This is a genomic window from Serratia sarumanii (assembly GCF_029962605.1).
Lineage (GTDB): Bacteria > Pseudomonadota > Gammaproteobacteria > Enterobacterales > Enterobacteriaceae > Serratia > Serratia sarumanii.
The window spans coordinates 2,885,772-2,900,877 of the sequence record NZ_CP124750.1 but is presented as its reverse complement, the minus strand read 5'-3'; the positions used below and the strand labels follow the sequence as shown (position 1 = coordinate 2,900,877).

Below are 15,106 nucleotides of genomic sequence, written 5' to 3'. Positions count from 1 at the left end.
AGGCGCTCAAACGTTTTTCCGCTCGACGGTTTCCTCTCCCCAATAAAGCTGGTCGGCGGTGGTTTTGGCAAAGGCTTTCTCCAGCGCTTCGTCGCTGCCTTCTTCCCAGATTTTCTGCGCCAACACTTCGTCGTTCCCTGCCAGTTCAAAAATGGCTTCGGCGATCTCCACCGAAGTTTCACGCACTGTCGCCCAGGATTTCACATTGTGATTCGCCATAACTTTCTCCTGTTGGTTGTGGCTTGGGGGTGGTTTTTGCCACCGTCATGCTGCAAGTATAGGCTAATCCGCCGCGGGCTTTTGCCCGGCGGTGCGCAGAAGGGGGAAAAAGACGGGGAGAGCGGGCAATGGCGCGGACGCCATGCTATTCTGTGCGGCGTTTGAATCAAGAAGGAAAGTTATTATGTCTGACATGCTGAGCAACGAGCAGGAATTGGCTTCCGATCTGGTCGCTTGCCAACTGGTCATCAAACAGATTCTGGACGTTATCGACGTGATTGCGCCGACCGAAGTGCGCGACAAGATGGCGGGTCAGCTCAAAAGCATCGATTTCTCCACGCACCCTGCTGGCGCCGATCCGGTGACCCGCCGAGCGATTGACAAGGCGATTGCGCTGATCGAGATGAAGTTTACCCGCAACTGAGGCGGGGCCGCCGCAGAGCGACGGCGTCGGGCGGTGGCGGTTAATCCACCACCGTTTCGATTTTCTTGAACAGCGGGCAGTCGGCTACGCCGATGAAACCGTTGTCGCCATTCACGTACTGGGCGATCGCCACGTTACGCGCCGTCAGGTATTTGCACTGCAATCCCAACCCGCCAACGTTTTTGTTGCTGCCGATCAGCACGCCGTAGCCCGAGATCAAAAAGCCGCCGTAAATGACAGCCAACACCAGTACCCACTTAATCAATTTACTCATCGCATTTCCTCGTTGTCCCCGAGGGAGCATCTAGCCACGGCGCGCATGCGAGGGCAAGGGTAACAGTCTGAAAACCGGGCGATAGCCAGAAATCTAAACGAAAAGTTAAACTTCGTTTAACTTCGCTGTGATAACATGCGCGATAGATTACCCAGATAACAATGAGGCTGCTAAATTTGTTGCGAAAAAAAATCCTCGTGATAATGACGGCCGTCGCTGCCTGCCTGTTTTTCTACCTGCTGGCGCTGGACAGCTATTGCGACGATGGTGGAAATTTTGCGTTGGGCATCTGTTCGGTGACCCGCTTCGTGCCCTGGTAAGCAATTTTCGGCAGGGATGTTCGCACGGCCGCCGCGAGTGTTAAGATGGCGGCCTGAATGTCGCAGTAGATAGGGTTTTTCATGTACGATTTAGGTTTTGGCCAGAACGGCCTGTTGTCGCTGGCCCTCGCCGCCGTGGCGTTGCTGGCCGGGCTGTGGGCTTGGTTCCTGGTGAACCGCGCCAGCGTGCGCGCCAACGAGCAGATTCGCCTGCTGCAAGAGATTGCCGAGCAACAGCGTCAGCAAACGGCGCTGTTGAAGCGCATGGCGCACCGCGCTGGCACTGACGGCGCTGCTGCAGATGACGACGATCTCAGCCCCGCGCTGGATTTCAAAGGTTTTATCCCCGAACGTTGAGCATGATGCTCCGGCTGGCGCTGCCGCCGGGGCGCCTCAGTAAAACACCATGCCCTGATAAGGTTTTTCCCGGCATGCCGCCAGGCGGCTGGCCAAATCGCCGGCATGGATCTCCAATTGATGCCCATCAGGATCGAGAAAATAGAGCGATTCGCCTTCGCTGCGATTGCTTTTCCACTCTTCGACGCCGGCCTGGCGCAACTGCTGGCTGGCCTGTTCAATGTGTTCCGGCGCTACGCTGAAGGCGTAATGGGTGTAATCGCGCTCGTGTTGTTGCGTGCGCCTTTCATCCAGCGACAGGCATAGCCACAATGACCCCAATGAAAGATAGGCGCCGCCTTGCCAGCGGGCGTGCGGGGTAAAACCCAATAGATGACGATAAAAATCGAAGCTGCGATCGAGATCGCTGACGGCAAGCGTCAGATGGTTGAGGCCGGTCAACATGCATGCGTTTCCTGGGCGCAGAACAGAGAGAAAAGTGTACGCAGGCGCTCAGGAAAGATAAAGGGGGCAAAGCATTAGTAGAGATAATGTGAAAACCGGCGGCGCTGTCATAAAACTGTCGTACAGACATCGTAATGTAGCGCGAACCTTACGAAAGATGGATGAAGCCGATGATTAAATGGTACGAAGAAAGCGATGCCGAAGTGAACCGCAGCATCGCGCTGCTGACCGGAGAGAACCCGGACAAGTGGTATCCCTACGGTGGTGTGAAAGGTAAAGATTACTGCAAGAATCCCTCCGATGCCTGGCCGATCATTTGCGCCAACAAAATCAGTCTGAACCCCGATAACCAAAGCGACAGCCCGCAATGGCAGGCGCGCATGAGCACCCAGGGCGGTGAATGGCAGGCGGACAGCGCCAGCCCGCTGCGCGCGGCGATGATCTGCTTCCTGATGAGCCGACAGGCTAACTGAGTCGAACAATACCGGTGATTGGTAAGAGTTTCTCCTTTTTCTAATAACAGAGCTGTCGTTGGCGGAGGCTGTTTATGAAGCGCATTATCAAAGGTGATAAAAACTTGTCTCATCTGGTGATTGCCCATGCGGCGATCGATCGTCATGCCGAAAGCTTCGGCCAGCGCCGTCAGGGCTGGCCCTCGACCTACCTGATAAAATATCAAAACGATCGCGTGGCGGTGGAAGTGGTCACGCGTAGCCAATCCTATGTCGCCACGCTGATGATCGGCGCGCGCAACCTGACCAAACTGTGCGGTATGCCTGGCTGAACGCCACCGTTGCATGCTTTCTCACGGTTAAAAAATCGCGCTCCGGCCCGCCGTCTCGGGGCGCTTCTCCTTGATGCTCACGGGGTTAAGTGTTAAAAAGCCGCCCGCAGATACATTTATTGATTGGTGAAATCTTGGCCGATAGCGGCAAGGGTGTACGCCATATGAGGATAAGATGGGCGGTCAGCATCAGGATACTCCGCTAAAACGCGGCTTAAAAAACAGACATATACAGCTTATTGCCCTCGGGGGCGCCATCGGTACCGGTTTATTTCTCGGCATTGCGCAAACCATTAAAATGGCCGGCCCCGCCGTGCTGTTGGGTTACGCCATCGGTGGTTTTATCGCGTTTTTAATCATGCGCCAGCTGGGCGAAATGGTGGTGGAGGAGCCGGTCGCCGGATCGTTCAGCCACTTTGCCTATAAATATTGGGGCGACTTCGCCGGCTTTCTTTCCGGCTGGAACTATTGGGCGATGTTCATTCTGGTCGGCATGGCGGAATTGACCGCTGTCGGCATCTACATTCAGTACTGGTGGCCGGAGATCCCCACCTGGGCCTCCGCCGCGCTGTTTTTCGTGCTGATCAACCTGATTAACCTGGTGAACGTGCGCCTGTACGGCGAAACCGAGTTTTGGTTCGCCATCATCAAAGTGGTGGCGATTGTCGGCATGATCGTGTTCGGCGCCTGGCTGTTGGTCAGCGGCAACGGCGGGCCGCAGGCCAGCATCACCAACCTGTGGCAGCAGGGCGGCTTTATGCCGCACGGCTTCTCCGGGCTGGTGATGGCGATGGCGGTGATCATGTTCTCGTTCGGCGGCCTGGAAATGGTCGGCATCACCGCGGCGGAAGCCGCCGATCCGCGCCGCAGCATTCCCAAAGCCACCAATCAGGTGGTGTACCGCATTCTGATCTTCTATATCGGCTCGCTGACCGTGCTGCTGTCGCTCTATCCGTGGGGGCAAGTGGTGGAGGGGGGCAGCCCGTTCGTGCTGATTTTCCATGCCCTGAACAGCAATCTGGTGGCGACCGTGCTCAACGTGGTGGTGCTGACCGCCGCGCTGTCGGTCTACAACAGCGGCGTTTATGCCAACAGCCGCATGTTGTTCGGGCTGGCCAGCCAGGGCAATGCGCCGCAGGCGCTGACGCGGGTTAACAAGCGCGGCGTGCCGGTGCTGTCCATTGCGCTATCGGCGTTGATTACCTCGATCGGCGTGCTGATTAACTACCTGATGCCCGGCAAGGCGTTTGAGCTGCTGATGGCGCTGGTGGTTTCAACGTTGGTGATCAACTGGGTGATGATCTGCCTGGCGCACCTGAAATTCCGCGCCGCCAAGAACCGCCAGGGCGTCATTCCCAGCTTTAAGGCGCTGTGGTACCCGTTCGGCAACTACCTGTGCCTGGCGTTCCTCAGCCTGATTCTGGTGATTATGTATTTCAGCGAAGGGATCCGCATTTCGGTGTTGCTGATGCCGGTGTGGATTGCGGTGCTGTGGTGCGGGTTTATGCTGACGCGCCGTAAAGGCGCCAAGCGTTAATCGGTATGCTGCGGAGGCGTATTGCGCGCCTCCGCTTCTCTTCTCGTTAGCCGCGCGGCATAAAGGCTCGCCCCTCACTATGCCCCCGCCCCAGCAGTTTCCGACACAGCAGCAGCAGGGTGCTGATCACGTCGATGGCGACCACGCTGAGCATCAGCAGGGTCAGCATGAAGAATCCGAGCAGCGAACCGCCCAGCACCACCAGCGGGGCAGGTACGCGCAGACGGCGCAGCTTCATGGCGAAATACATTTTCCAGTATTGCTTCTGCGCCAGCAGCGCGCTGCGAATACGGCGCCCCAGGCCGATGCCTGATTTGCGGGATGTAGAACGACTCATAACTTCTCCTTTTCTGTATGCCCTACAAGTCAATCACAAAGATCTTAAGAGAGTCTTAACGGGCTCTTGGCGGCCCTGGCTGTCTCACCGGAGTGAGACAACAGCATACGGCAAAAGGTCCCGAGATGCAGCGCACGGCTGACAAAGTGCGAGCTTCATCGGGTTTGTTACACTGAAAGTCATGCCCGTGCAGGGCGCAGTGGTCGGGAGAAAAGGCAGGATGAAGAGAATCAACCGTTATTACGACGCGGCCAAGGCGCATCACACGCCGGAGGGATTTCGCAACCCGGAACCCTCGCAGCGCCAGGAGGGCGACCTGCAGCGTTGGCAGGATGAACGCAAGCGGCAGGGGCTGCCCAGGCCGCCGCAGCAGGGCTACGCGCAATTTACCGAGCGTTGGTGGCAACCCGCCGATCTCAGCGGCGGCGATGACAGCATTTGGTGGCTTGGACATGCGTCAATGCTGCTGCGGCTGGGCGGGCGCTATATCCTGATCGACCCGGTGTTGTCTGAACGCGCATCGCCGCTGAGCTTCTACGGCCCGAAGCGCAGAACGCCGACGCCGCTGACGGTGGGGCAACTGCCGGCGGTGGATGCGGTGCTGATCTCCCATAATCATTATGATCATCTCGACAGGCGCACGGTGCGGCAGCTGGCGCGGCGCTTTCCACAGGCCGAGTTTATCGTGCCGCTCGGATTGAAGCGCTGGTTTCGCCGCTATCGGCTGAAGGTGCATGAACTGGACTGGTGGCAGAGCCTGTCGCTGGGCGAACTGACGGTCTACGCCACGCCGGCGCGGCATTGGAGCATGCGCACGCTGTGGGATCGCAATCGCTCGTTGTGGTGCGGCTGGGTGATCCACCATCCGGCGCTGCGGTTTTATTTTTCCGGCGACAGCGGCTATTCGGAACGGCTGGCGGAGATCGGTCAACGGCTGGGGCCGTTCGACGTGGCGGCGCTGCCGATTGGCGCCTATGCGCCGCGCTGGTTCATGCAGGAGCAGCATATGGATCCGCAGCAGTCGGTGACGTTGTATCGCGAGCTGAATCAGCCGCGCGCCATTCCCATCCATTGGGGGGTATTCGAATTGGCGGACGAATCGCTCGACGAGCCGCCGCAGCAGTTGAACCTGGCGCTGAGCGAGGCGGGGCTGGATCAGCATCAATTCCACCCGTTGAAGATTGGCGAGCGCATCGCGTTGCAGGACTCGCAGCAAGCGTTCTCTCTTCGCCCTGCGGTACCGGGGAAAGAATAAGATCAACGGTTTGAAAGCGTGGCGGTAATTAGCAGAATCGATAAGCACGGGTGGTGATTCAAATAACCACCCGATCTTCAAGATTTAATTCCATGCCACACTTTCGCTATTCATAAGATTATTCCGGTTATTCAGACTCGTGGCTTTCGGATTATTTAGGATGAAACAACCGGCCAGCGGGAGAGGCGTCTGGAGGTTGCATGCTTATGCAACCGTTGCCCGCGGTACCCGCTTCACTTGCGCCTTCCGACGCGATGGGGTTCTCACCCTGTGGCGGCAGGGTTGAAGACCGACGATGAATGCGCTTTCCGGCGCTAAAGGGTCGGAGGAGCATTGAATAAATTGGCCCCCGTTCATCGATATTCAAATGTTGCATATGACATTCCATAAAGATTCAAATTTTTTAACGCTATAAGCGGCAAAAAAGCGAAAGTGCCGAGAAGGAGAGGCGTCAAAACGATGAAAGTTTTGTTAAAACGCTATCAGAATGCGGGGTCTGGCGCAGTGATTTTGGCAAGCAGAAAATAGCCGATGCTTCAACATCTTTTGGGCTATTTAAGCAAATGCGGCGCTCGACCGTTTCAAATATGTGCGACATGTCGTTCAGTGATTAAAAATGGCTTGCCATCGCATACAGAGTATGTGATAACGCATCTGGGTAAAACGAGGTACAGTTCTGTATATGTGTGGCATTTTCAGTAAAGAAGTTCTGAGTAAAGACGTTAGCGTTGAATACCGCTTCTCTGCCGATCCTTATCTTAGTGCCTCAAGCAGTAACGACTCTAGTTTGTCTATGTAACGCCCACGGGCGGTTTAAACAATCCAAAGGAAATACTCAAGATGGCAAAGATCAAAGGTCAAGTTAAGTGGTTCAACGAGTCTAAAGGTTTCGGTTTCATCACCCCGGCTGACGGCAGCAAAGACGTGTTCGTACACTTCTCTGCAATCCAGGGTAACGGCTTCAAAACCCTGGCTGAAGGCCAGAACGTTGAGTTCGAAATCCAAGATGGCCAGAAAGGCCCATCTGCAGTAAACGTTACTGCTATCTAATCAGCGTCAGCTGTACAAAAAGCCCGCCTCCGCGCGGGCTTTTTCGTTTTCGTCATCCGGCGGCGATGATGATGCCGGCATACTGGTTGCGGCCTTTGATCCCCGGATGCGTCGGATCCTGCGCGCGCCGATGGCTGTTGCGGCGATAGCTGGTGTACTTGAAGCGCTGCGGCCGCTGCGGGTCGACGTCCGGCGTGCAGATGGTGCAACTGCCGGCGCGGTCAACGGCGGCGAAGCCCAGCGCCGCCAGCTTGTGTTCGGCAATCGCGGCCAAATCCAGATGCCGGTAATGCGGGCTGATCAGCGTGGCGGGCAGCGGCAGGCGCTGTTTAAAATTCTCCACCAGCGCTTCGTCGACTTCGTAGCAGCATGCGCCGGCGGCGGGGCCGATAGAGACCACCCAGTCGGCGGTGTCGCCGTCCTGGCGAATGCGCGCTGCCATCTGTTCCAGAATGCCGTCCAGCAACCCGCGCCAGCCGGCATGAACCGCGGCGATGGCGCCGCCGTCGCGGCGGCTGAACAGCACCGGCAGACAGTCCGCCGTCAGCACGCCGAGCAGAATGCCGGGCTGGCGGGTGTAGAAGCCGTCGGCTTCACCGCACGCCTGCGCCGGTTGCAGCACCTCGACGATACGGGTGCCGTGCACCTGCTTCTTTTCCGGCAGCGTGGCGCTGTAGGGCAGCAGATGCCCCGGCAGCAGCGCGAGTTTGCTGCCGAAGCCGTGCTGAATGTGGGGCACCGCATCGAGCAGCGCGGAACGATCGCTCATAAGTTATTTTCACCTGCGTGAGAAAACAGACTCACAGTGTAGCCAGCTTTTTCCCCGCTTGACCAGGTGTTGTTGGCGGCGAAAGCGAGCGGGGATGCGCCTTGCATCGAGCCGACGCCTTCTTTAGACTAGCCTCGCCCTGTCTTTCTGGAAGCCCATTCATGTCCTATCAATGCCCTCTGTGTCATCAACCGCTGCATTTCTCATCGCAACGCTGGCGTTGCGACGGCAATCATCAGTTCGATCAAGCCAAAGAAGGCTACGTCAATCTGCTGCCGGTACAGCACAAGCGATCGAAGCAGCCGGGAGACAGCGCGGAAATGATGCAGGCGCGGCGCGCGTTTCTCGACGGCGGTTTTTATCAGCCGCTGCAGCAGCAGGTGGCAGAGTGGCTGGATTTGGCGCTGGCGGCCGATGCAGGCGCGTTATTGGATATAGGCTGTGGGGAAGGGTATTACACCGCCGCCGTGGCCGCACGGCTGGCGCAGGCGCGCAATATGGCGGTCTATGGGCTGGACGTCGCCAAGGTAGCGATCCGCTACGCTGCCAAGCGTTATCCCGCGGTCTCGTTCTGCGTCGCCTCCAGCCATCGCCTGCCGTTCGCCGACGCGGCGCTGGATGCGGTGTTGCGCATCTATGCGCCCTGCAAGGCGGCGGAGCTGGCGCGAGTGGTGAAGCCGGGCGGCGTGGTGGTGACGGTTTCGCCGGGCCCGCGTCATCTGTACCAGCTGAAAGAGCAGGTGTACCAGCAGGCGCAGCTGCATGCCGAACAGGACGAACAGTTCGATGGATTCGAGTGTGAGCGTAAAGAGGCATTGGCCTATACGATGGCCCTGCCGGGCGCACAGGCTGCTAACCTGCTGCAGATGACGCCGTTCGCCTGGCGCGCTACGCCGGAGGTGCAGCAGAGGCTGGCGCACGGCGGCGAGTTTGAGTGCGAAACGGATTTCGTGCTGGCGTTGTACCGGCGCCGTGCTTAACAGGCGCAGTGAGCCCAGAAACAAAAAAACCTGCCGCGGCAGGTTTTTTTGTAGCGCGAGCGCCTCAGGCCAGGTAGCCGAGATGCTCCAGCAGAATGTTGACGCCGATACCGATCAGCACCACGCCGCCGAGGATCTCGGCGCGTTTTCCCAGCAGCGGGCCGATAAAGCGGCCGATCATCATGCCCAGCGTCGCCATGATCATGGTGGCGCAACCGATGGCCATGGCGGTGTGCACGATATTGACCTGCAGGAAGGCCAGGCCGACGCCGATAGCCATGGCGTCGAGGCTGGTGGCGATAGCGGTGGCCACCAAGATCCAGAAGCCGTGGCGTTTGACCTTCTCTTCTTCATCGGGCTTGTTGCGCACCCCTTCGACAATCATGCGCATGCCGAGAATGAACAGCAGCGAGAAGGCGACCCAGTGGTCCCATTCCATGATGTATTGGCTGGCGAACAGGCCGATGGCCCAACCGATGAGCGGGGTGATCGCTTCGACCACGCCGAAGATCAGGCCGGTGCGGATCGCTTCGCGGAAACGGGGTTGATGCAGGCTGGCGCCTTTGCCGATCGAAGCGGCGAAAGCATCCATGGACATGCCGAAAGCGAGAATGAGTGTTGCTGAAAGGTTCATGTGAAATAGCCTCGGCCGGGTGGCTCCATATACACGTAACCCACCCCCAACCAAACGACGGAGTTACGTGTCTATGGTCTCGCCAACCTTACCTGGCTGCCCGCACCACGTTTCATACGGCGAAACGAGTATGTTGATACGGGCGTTTCTGGCGTTTTATTCTCCAGAAACCGGCTACTCCCCAATGACGGCGCAACCATACCATATTATTTCCGCCACCGACAACTTTATTCTGGCGTGATGTTCGCACTTAATTGAGACTCGTTTTCATTAATCTAATTTCATGCGGGAATATAATGTAGACGTGGGTAACAATGTTGCGGAAATAATAGTCAGAGTGAAAGTGACGCAGCCCATTAATTACCCACAGGCCGCGCAAGGTTTGAGCGGTAACAAAGCGGTTATTTATTTATCTATTGATTATCAACGAAAAATTGATAAATTTTCTCCAGGTCGTCCAGGTGTGTCACCTGAACCAACAGCCGGCGCTGTTCCAGGTCGATGGCCAGAATACCGTCCTCCGATAAATTCATGGCTTTAATGCGGTTATATTCAACAAACACATTGGCGAAGAAAAAACCCTGCGCTTTAAACACCATCTTTGGAGCGCGAATATAAGAAACATAGATAGCGAGCAGCGCCAAGGAAATAAGCAGGTAGGTGGTTAATACCGCACCATTGTCGGTGACATTGCGGTAAATCAGAATGGCGATCAGGCCGACGAAAATCAGGCTGTCGAGGCGGTGGCGGCGTTTGAGCAGCACCTTGAGGCGCGTTTTGCCTTTCAGCAGATCCATGCCGAATTCGTCATACAGCGAGTACAGCAACAGCAGGGTGATAAACAGCATCAGTACGGCGTCGGTCAGTGACATCTCTTGCTCCACACATAAAAAAGCCGGGGGTTGCCCCCCGGCCGTTTCGAACGATTACAGGCCCAGCAGGCCAATCCAATAGCCAAAGATACCGATGACGAAGAAGCCGATGATTATCCACAGCGCGTTGACTTTCTTGCGCAGCAGCCACATACAGGCGAAGGTCAGCAGCAACGGCACCAGGCCCGGCATCAATTGGTCGAGGATGGTCTGCACCGTGGTCACGTTGGTATGCCCGGTCTGGTCGGTGATCTTGGACACCACCAGCGGGATATTCACGTGCGTCCACTTGTTGACCAGCGCCCCCATGACAAACAGGCCGAGAATGGACGCCCCTTCCGTCAGTTTCTGCAAGAAGCCGCCGCCCATGTCGTTGACGATATCCACCCCTTTACGGTAACCGTAGGCCACGCCGTAGTAGCGGGTCAGCAGGCGCACCAGGTTGAACAGCACGAAGAACAGGATTGGCCCGAGCAGGCTGCCGCTCATGGCGATGCCCGCGCCGAGCGCGGCGAATACCGGCCGCACGGTGCCCCAGAAAATCGGGTCACCGACACCGGCCAACGGCCCCATCAGGCCGACCTTGATGCCGTTGATCGCGCCGTCGTCGATCGGCGCGCCGTTCGCGCGTTGCTCTTCCATCGCCATGGTTACGCCGAGCACCGGCGCCGCCACGTAAGGGTGGGTGTTGAAGAACTCGAGGTGGCGCTTGATCGCCTGTTTGCGATCGTCATTGTTTTCCGGATACAGGCGACGGATCACCGGTACCATCGAGAAGCAAAAACCCAGCGCCTGCATGCGTTCGAAGTTCCACGAACCCTGGAACAGGTTCGAGCGCAGGAATACGCCGCGAATATCGGCCGGCGTGAGTTTCTTTTGAGCAGTTGTATCAACCATTTCTCTCACCTATTCCTAGTCGAGTTCGTTATCGAGATCGTTCGCGTTAGCCGGGCCGGCCTGGACAACCTGAGACTTGTTGTATTTCGGGCTGAGCTGGATATACAGCACGGCCATCACCACGCCGATGACGCCGAGCGCCACCAGGTTGAAGTTGGTGAAGGCGGCGGTCACGAAACCCAGGTAGAAGAACGGCATCAGGTAGCCGGCGCGCATCATGTTAATCACCATCGCGTAACCGACCACCACGATCATGCCGCCGGCGATGTTCAGGCCGCTGGTGACCACTTCCGGGATCGAGTTGAGCAGGGCGTGTACCCCGGCGGTACCGACCGAGATGGCGACGATGACCGCCGGGATGGCGATACGCATCGCCTGCAGCAGCAGGGCGCCGATGTGGATCCAGGTGATGGCCCGCAGGCTGCCGCGCTCCGCCGCGCTGTCCGCCGCGTGCTGGAAGGCCACGGTGAGGGTGCGCACGATGATGGTCAACACCTGGCCGGCCGCCGCCAGCGGAATGGCCAGGGCGATACCGGCGCCGACGCTTTGCCCGCCGGCGATGACCAGAATGGTCGAGATGATGGACGCCAGGGCGGCATCCGGCGCGACTGCCGCACCGATGTTCATCCAGCCCAGGGCGATCATTTCCAGCGTACCGCCGATAATGATGCCGGTTTTCATATCGCCGAGAATGAAGCCGATCAGGGTACAGGCGACCAGCGGACGGTGGAACTGAAACTCGTCGAGGACGGAACCCATCCCGGCGATACAGGCAACGATAAATATCAGCACAATCTGAAGAGTGGTGATCTCCATTGCACTTCTCCTATGACCAAAAAAGCTCTGAGTAAAATAATCAGCGGCTGGCGCCACTAATTGAGTTTGTTAATCAGGTCCATCATTTTTAGCCGGCTGTCGGACGAGACCTTGCGTACCTCCAGCTCGATACCGCGATCGTTCAGTTTCTTAAACGCTTCGATATCTTTTTCATCGACGGAAACGGCGTTGTTCACCTGGGTTTTCCCCTGACGGAACGCCATGCCGCCGATATTGACGGATTGAATATCCACGCCGCCCTCCACCAGACGCAAGACGTCGGTCGGGTTGGTAAACAACAGCATCACGCGGTCGTTGGCGTATTTCGGGTTGTTCCAGACGCGGATGGCCTTCGCCACGTCCACCACGTGGGCGGTGACGCCCGGCGGGGCGACCTGGGTCAGCAGGGTTTTGCGCACATGGTCGGCGGCGACTTCATCGCTGACGACGATAATGCGGCTGACGTTGGTCTCTTTGGTCCAGCGGGTAGCGACCTGGCCGTGAATCAAGCGGTCATCGATGCGCGCCAGGCCGATTTTCATGTGGTCATTCGGCCCCAGCGGCGCCTGAGGGGCAGCGGCTTTGGCGACGGGTGCTGCGGGTTTTGCGGGTTCTTCCTGCGGTTTTTTCAGCGCTTTCACGCCTTCGCGGCCGGTTTCCAACGCCAGCGCCACCAGTTCATCGAAGGCGGGGTTGTCGTCCCGCGCCATGAAGGTTTCCACCAGCATCGGAATGTTGACCCCGGTGACGACCTCATAGTTTTCCTTGTCGACCGCAATGCGGCTGGCGGCGTTGAACGGGCTGCCGCCCCAGGTATCCACCAGGAACAGCACGCCGCCACTGGTATCCAACCCACTGATTTTTTCGTTGTACTTGACGATTAACGTCTCGGCATTCTCACCGGGAACGAAGTCTATAAAGGCGACGTTGTCCTGCTCGCCCAATAGCATCTCCGCCGTTTTCAGCAGTTGTTCCGCTGCAGCCCCGTGTGTGCCGATGATAATAGCTATTGCCACTCGCTACCTCCTCGTTGAACTCCAGGCGCGGTTTGTGTCGTTTCTCCGCGCCGTCTTGGCAGTCACTTCCGCGGTTCAGATACATTATGGTAGAAAAAAAGAAACGCACGCCTAACATTTCTCACGCAGTTTCAAATGCCTGTGCGCAATACTTCACGAACGCGACATTTATTTTAGTGAGTGAAAAAATATTTTTTGTGACGCTGCTCCGCTATTGAATGCTCGGAGAAATCTTAGCTGTCGCAGATGACATGGCGGGGACGTCACCCTAAACCGCCGTTGAAAAAGCCGCTTTGTCCCCCAGAAAAATCCTGATACAGTAATTCCTTCTTTCATCACTAAGGAGTGAAGGGCCTCAGCCCTCCCTATGGACTGTCACCGAAGTTACTGTTTTTCCAGGTTTCACCCGCCACCCGCTGGCGTTGCATATGCTGTTCGGCCCTTCGGCCATCTCCCGGCAATCCCATCCCGTCACCTTGCTATTGTCGACTGCACCCATGCAGCGGCGGCATCGTCACGTCTGAGCGGCATGCGCTCATTCCCACTTTTCTCTGGAGTCTGATATGGAATTTTTAATGGACCCCTCTATTTGGGCGGGGTTGCTGACGCTGGTGGTGCTGGAAATCGTGCTGGGCATCGACAACCTGGTGTTCATCGCCATTTTGGCCGACAAGCTGCCGCCGAAGCAGCGCGATAAGGCGCGCATTATCGGCCTGTCGCTGGCATTGCTGATGCGTTTGGGCCTGCTGTCGGTGATCTCCTGGATGGTAACCCTGACCACGCCGCTGTTCAGCGTCGGCGATTTCAGCTTCTCCGGCCGCGATTTGATCCTGCTGTTCGGCGGGGTGTTCCTGCTGTTCAAGGCCACCATGGAGCTGCATGAACGGCTGGAAGGGCAGACGCATCAAGACGGCGCTAACCGCGGTTACGCCAAGTTCTGGGCGGTGGTGGTGCAAATCGTGATCCTCGACGCGGTATTTTCGCTCGACGCGGTGATTACCGCCGTGGGCATGGTGAACGATCTGCCGGTGATGATGGCGGCGGTGGTGATCGCGATGGCGGTGATGCTGTTGGCGTCGAAGCCGTTGACCAACTTCGTCAACGCGCACCCGACCATCGTGGTGCTGTGCCTGAGCTTCCTGTTGATGATCGGCCTGAGCCTGATCGCCGAAGGCTTCGGTTTGCACATTCCTAAAGGCTACCTGTATGCCGCTATCGGCTTCTCGATCCTGATTGAATTGTTCAACCAGATCGCGCGCCGCAACTTTATCAAGCATCAAGCGCGCCGTCCGATGCGCGAGCGCACCGCGGAAGCGATCATGCGCCTGATGGGGCAGCAGCGTGCGCAGCAGACGGACGATGCGGTCGCCTTGCCGAGGGATGAAACCTTTGCGGCGGAAGAGCGCTATATGATCAGCGGCGTGTTGACGCTGGCCTCGCGTTCATTGCGCAGCGTGATGACGCCGCGCACCGACATTTCCTGGGTCGACTGCGAGCGCTCCCGCGAGGAGGTGCGCGCACAGCTGCTGGATACGCCGCACAGCCTGTTCCCGGTGTGCCGCGATTCGGTGGATGAGATCGTGGGCGTGGTACGCGCCAAGGATCTGCTGGTGGCGCTGGAGCAAGGGGAAGATATCGCCGAGTTCGCCGCCCGCACGCCGCCGATCGTGGTGCCGGAAACCATGGACGTCATCAAGCTGCTGGCGGTGCTGCGCCGCGCCAAAGGGCGGCTGGTGGTGGTCACCAACGAGTTCGGCGTGGTGCAGGGGCTGGTGACGCCGCTGGACGTGCTGGAAGCGATTGCCGGTGAATTCCCGGACGAGGACGAAACGCCGGACATCGTGGCGGAAGGCGACGGCTGGCTGGTGAAGGGCGGAACCGATCTGCACTCGCTGGAACAGGCGCTGGCCTGCGATGACCTGGTCAGCCCCACCGCCGACTATGCCACCCTGGCGGGGCTGCTGTTGGCCCACTACGGGCAGATGCCGGTGGCGGGAGATAGCATTGAGCTGAACCACCTGCGGTTCGATATCGTTGAGGTGTCCGAATACCGTATCGAACTGGTGCGCGTTACCCGCGTCGTCCTGGACGAGACGGCGCACGCGTAACCCTCCCGCCGGG

Annotated in this window: 21 protein-coding genes and 1 riboswitch; of the genes, 11 read left to right on the top strand and 10 right to left on the bottom strand. The window is 58.0% G+C overall.

The features are described from left to right. Positions 1–6: 6 nt before the first annotated feature. Entirely contained in the window at positions 7–219 is a 213-nt protein-coding gene (locus SSARUM_RS13810) for a YccJ family protein (protein WP_004927694.1), read from the bottom strand. A gap of 184 nt (positions 220–403) precedes the next feature. Between SSARUM_RS13810 and SSARUM_RS13805 the strand changes: the two genes are divergently transcribed. Next, positions 404–643: a DUF2766 family protein gene (locus tag SSARUM_RS13805; protein ID WP_004927692.1), complete on the top strand. Its 240-nt coding sequence runs from the start codon at positions 404–406 to the stop codon at positions 641–643. A 40-nt stretch (positions 644–683) separates the two neighbouring features. Here the strand turns inward: SSARUM_RS13805 and SSARUM_RS13800 are convergent, their stop codons facing one another. Then, the gene (locus SSARUM_RS13800; RefSeq protein WP_004927690.1) at positions 684–917 is read right to left on the bottom strand and encodes a YobH family protein; all 234 of its coding nucleotides are present in this window, start codon (positions 915–917) and stop codon (positions 684–686) included. Positions 918–1,120: 203 nt separating this feature from the next. On the opposite strand from SSARUM_RS13800, the gene mgrB reads away from it, so the two are divergent. Together mgrB and SSARUM_RS13790 are read left to right on the top strand one after the other, a co-directional pair. After that, positions 1,121–1,237, top strand: a complete 117-nt coding sequence (gene mgrB, locus SSARUM_RS13795) for a PhoP/PhoQ regulatory lipoprotein MgrB (RefSeq protein ID WP_019452853.1) — start codon at positions 1,121–1,123, stop codon at positions 1,235–1,237. An 81-nt stretch (positions 1,238–1,318) separates the two neighbouring features. Beyond that, a complete protein-coding gene (locus SSARUM_RS13790; protein ID WP_043147586.1) occupies positions 1,319–1,594 on the top strand; it encodes a YebO family protein in 276 nt (91 codons plus the stop codon). A gap of 36 nt (positions 1,595–1,630) precedes the next feature. Here the strand turns inward: SSARUM_RS13790 and fos are convergent, their stop codons facing one another. After that, complete coding sequence (gene fos / locus SSARUM_RS13785; protein WP_060425860.1) at positions 1,631–2,038, bottom strand: fosfomycin resistance glutathione transferase; 408 nt, start codon at positions 2,036–2,038, stop codon at positions 1,631–1,633. Between the two features lie 170 nt (positions 2,039–2,208). On the opposite strand from fos, the gene SSARUM_RS13780 reads away from it, so the two are divergent. The 3 genes from SSARUM_RS13780 (at position 2,209) to SSARUM_RS13770 (ending at position 4,359) form a co-directional block, all read left to right on the top strand. Then, entirely contained in the window at positions 2,209–2,511 is a 303-nt protein-coding gene (locus SSARUM_RS13780) for a phage protein NinX family protein (RefSeq protein ID WP_004927682.1), read from the top strand. Between the two features lie 74 nt (positions 2,512–2,585). Continuing rightward, the gene (locus tag SSARUM_RS13775; RefSeq protein WP_004927680.1) at positions 2,586–2,822 is read left to right on the top strand and encodes a DUF4060 family protein; all 237 of its coding nucleotides are present in this window, start codon (positions 2,586–2,588) and stop codon (positions 2,820–2,822) included. 175 nt (positions 2,823–2,997) lie between these two features. Next, a complete protein-coding gene (locus tag SSARUM_RS13770) occupies positions 2,998–4,359 on the top strand; it encodes an amino acid permease (protein ID WP_033634896.1) in 1,362 nt (453 codons plus the stop codon). Positions 4,360–4,405: 46 nt separating this feature from the next. On the opposite strand, the gene SSARUM_RS13765 is transcribed toward SSARUM_RS13770, so the two are convergent. Beyond that, the gene (locus SSARUM_RS13765) at positions 4,406–4,696 is read right to left on the bottom strand and encodes a hypothetical protein (RefSeq protein ID WP_033647690.1); all 291 of its coding nucleotides are present in this window, start codon (positions 4,694–4,696) and stop codon (positions 4,406–4,408) included. A gap of 220 nt (positions 4,697–4,916) precedes the next feature. Here SSARUM_RS13765 and SSARUM_RS13760 point away from each other — a divergent pair, with 220 nt between their 5' ends. The 3 genes from SSARUM_RS13760 to cspE all read left to right on the top strand — a co-directional run bounded on the left by SSARUM_RS13760 (position 4,917) and on the right by cspE (position 7,001). After that, positions 4,917–5,951 (top strand): MBL fold metallo-hydrolase, encoded by a 1,035-nt coding sequence (locus SSARUM_RS13760; protein WP_033634894.1) that lies wholly within the window; start codon positions 4,917–4,919, stop codon positions 5,949–5,951. 682 nt (positions 5,952–6,633) lie between these two features. Continuing rightward, on the top strand, positions 6,634–6,750 hold the full coding sequence (locus SSARUM_RS13755) for a DUF2627 domain-containing protein (protein WP_002211058.1): 117 nt from the start codon (positions 6,634–6,636) through the stop codon (positions 6,748–6,750). 41 nt (positions 6,751–6,791) lie between these two features. Then, positions 6,792–7,001 (top strand): transcription antiterminator/RNA stability regulator CspE, encoded by a 210-nt coding sequence (cspE, locus tag SSARUM_RS13750; RefSeq protein WP_002221949.1) that lies wholly within the window; start codon positions 6,792–6,794, stop codon positions 6,999–7,001. A gap of 52 nt (positions 7,002–7,053) precedes the next feature. Here the strand turns inward: cspE and pgeF are convergent, their stop codons facing one another. Continuing rightward, the gene (gene pgeF, locus SSARUM_RS13745; protein WP_033634893.1) at positions 7,054–7,770 is read right to left on the bottom strand and encodes a peptidoglycan editing factor PgeF; all 717 of its coding nucleotides are present in this window, start codon (positions 7,768–7,770) and stop codon (positions 7,054–7,056) included. A gap of 161 nt (positions 7,771–7,931) precedes the next feature. Here pgeF and rlmA point away from each other — a divergent pair, with 161 nt between their 5' ends. Further along, entirely contained in the window at positions 7,932–8,750 is an 819-nt protein-coding gene (gene rlmA, locus SSARUM_RS13740; protein ID WP_060430194.1) for a 23S rRNA (guanine(745)-N(1))-methyltransferase, read from the top strand. A gap of 64 nt (positions 8,751–8,814) precedes the next feature. On the opposite strand, the gene mntP is transcribed toward rlmA, so the two are convergent. The 5 genes from mntP to manX form a co-directional block, all read right to left on the bottom strand. Beyond that, positions 8,815–9,384, bottom strand: a complete 570-nt coding sequence (gene mntP / locus SSARUM_RS13735) for a manganese efflux pump MntP (RefSeq protein ID WP_033647683.1) — start codon at positions 9,382–9,384, stop codon at positions 8,815–8,817. A gap of 11 nt (positions 9,385–9,395) precedes the next feature. Next, positions 9,396–9,579: riboswitch (yybP-ykoY riboswitch) on the bottom strand. A 218-nt stretch (positions 9,580–9,797) separates the two neighbouring features. After that, positions 9,798–10,256, bottom strand: a complete 459-nt coding sequence (locus SSARUM_RS13730; protein ID WP_033647681.1) for a DUF986 family protein — start codon at positions 10,254–10,256, stop codon at positions 9,798–9,800. Between the two features lie 54 nt (positions 10,257–10,310). Further along, positions 10,311–11,153, bottom strand: a complete 843-nt coding sequence (locus tag SSARUM_RS13725) for a PTS mannose transporter subunit IID (RefSeq protein WP_033634889.1) — start codon at positions 11,151–11,153, stop codon at positions 10,311–10,313. 15 nt (positions 11,154–11,168) lie between these two features. Continuing rightward, complete coding sequence (locus SSARUM_RS13720) at positions 11,169–11,969, bottom strand: PTS mannose/fructose/sorbose transporter subunit IIC (RefSeq protein WP_033634888.1); 801 nt, start codon at positions 11,967–11,969, stop codon at positions 11,169–11,171. Positions 11,970–12,025: 56 nt separating this feature from the next. Beyond that, positions 12,026–12,985: a PTS mannose transporter subunit IIAB gene (gene manX / locus SSARUM_RS13715; RefSeq protein ID WP_033654424.1), complete on the bottom strand. Its 960-nt coding sequence runs from the start codon at positions 12,983–12,985 to the stop codon at positions 12,026–12,028. A 563-nt stretch (positions 12,986–13,548) separates the two neighbouring features. On the opposite strand from manX, the gene SSARUM_RS13710 reads away from it, so the two are divergent. Continuing rightward, entirely contained in the window at positions 13,549–15,093 is a 1,545-nt protein-coding gene (locus SSARUM_RS13710) for a TerC family protein (protein ID WP_033634886.1), read from the top strand. The last annotated feature ends 13 nt before the right edge of the window (positions 15,094–15,106 follow it).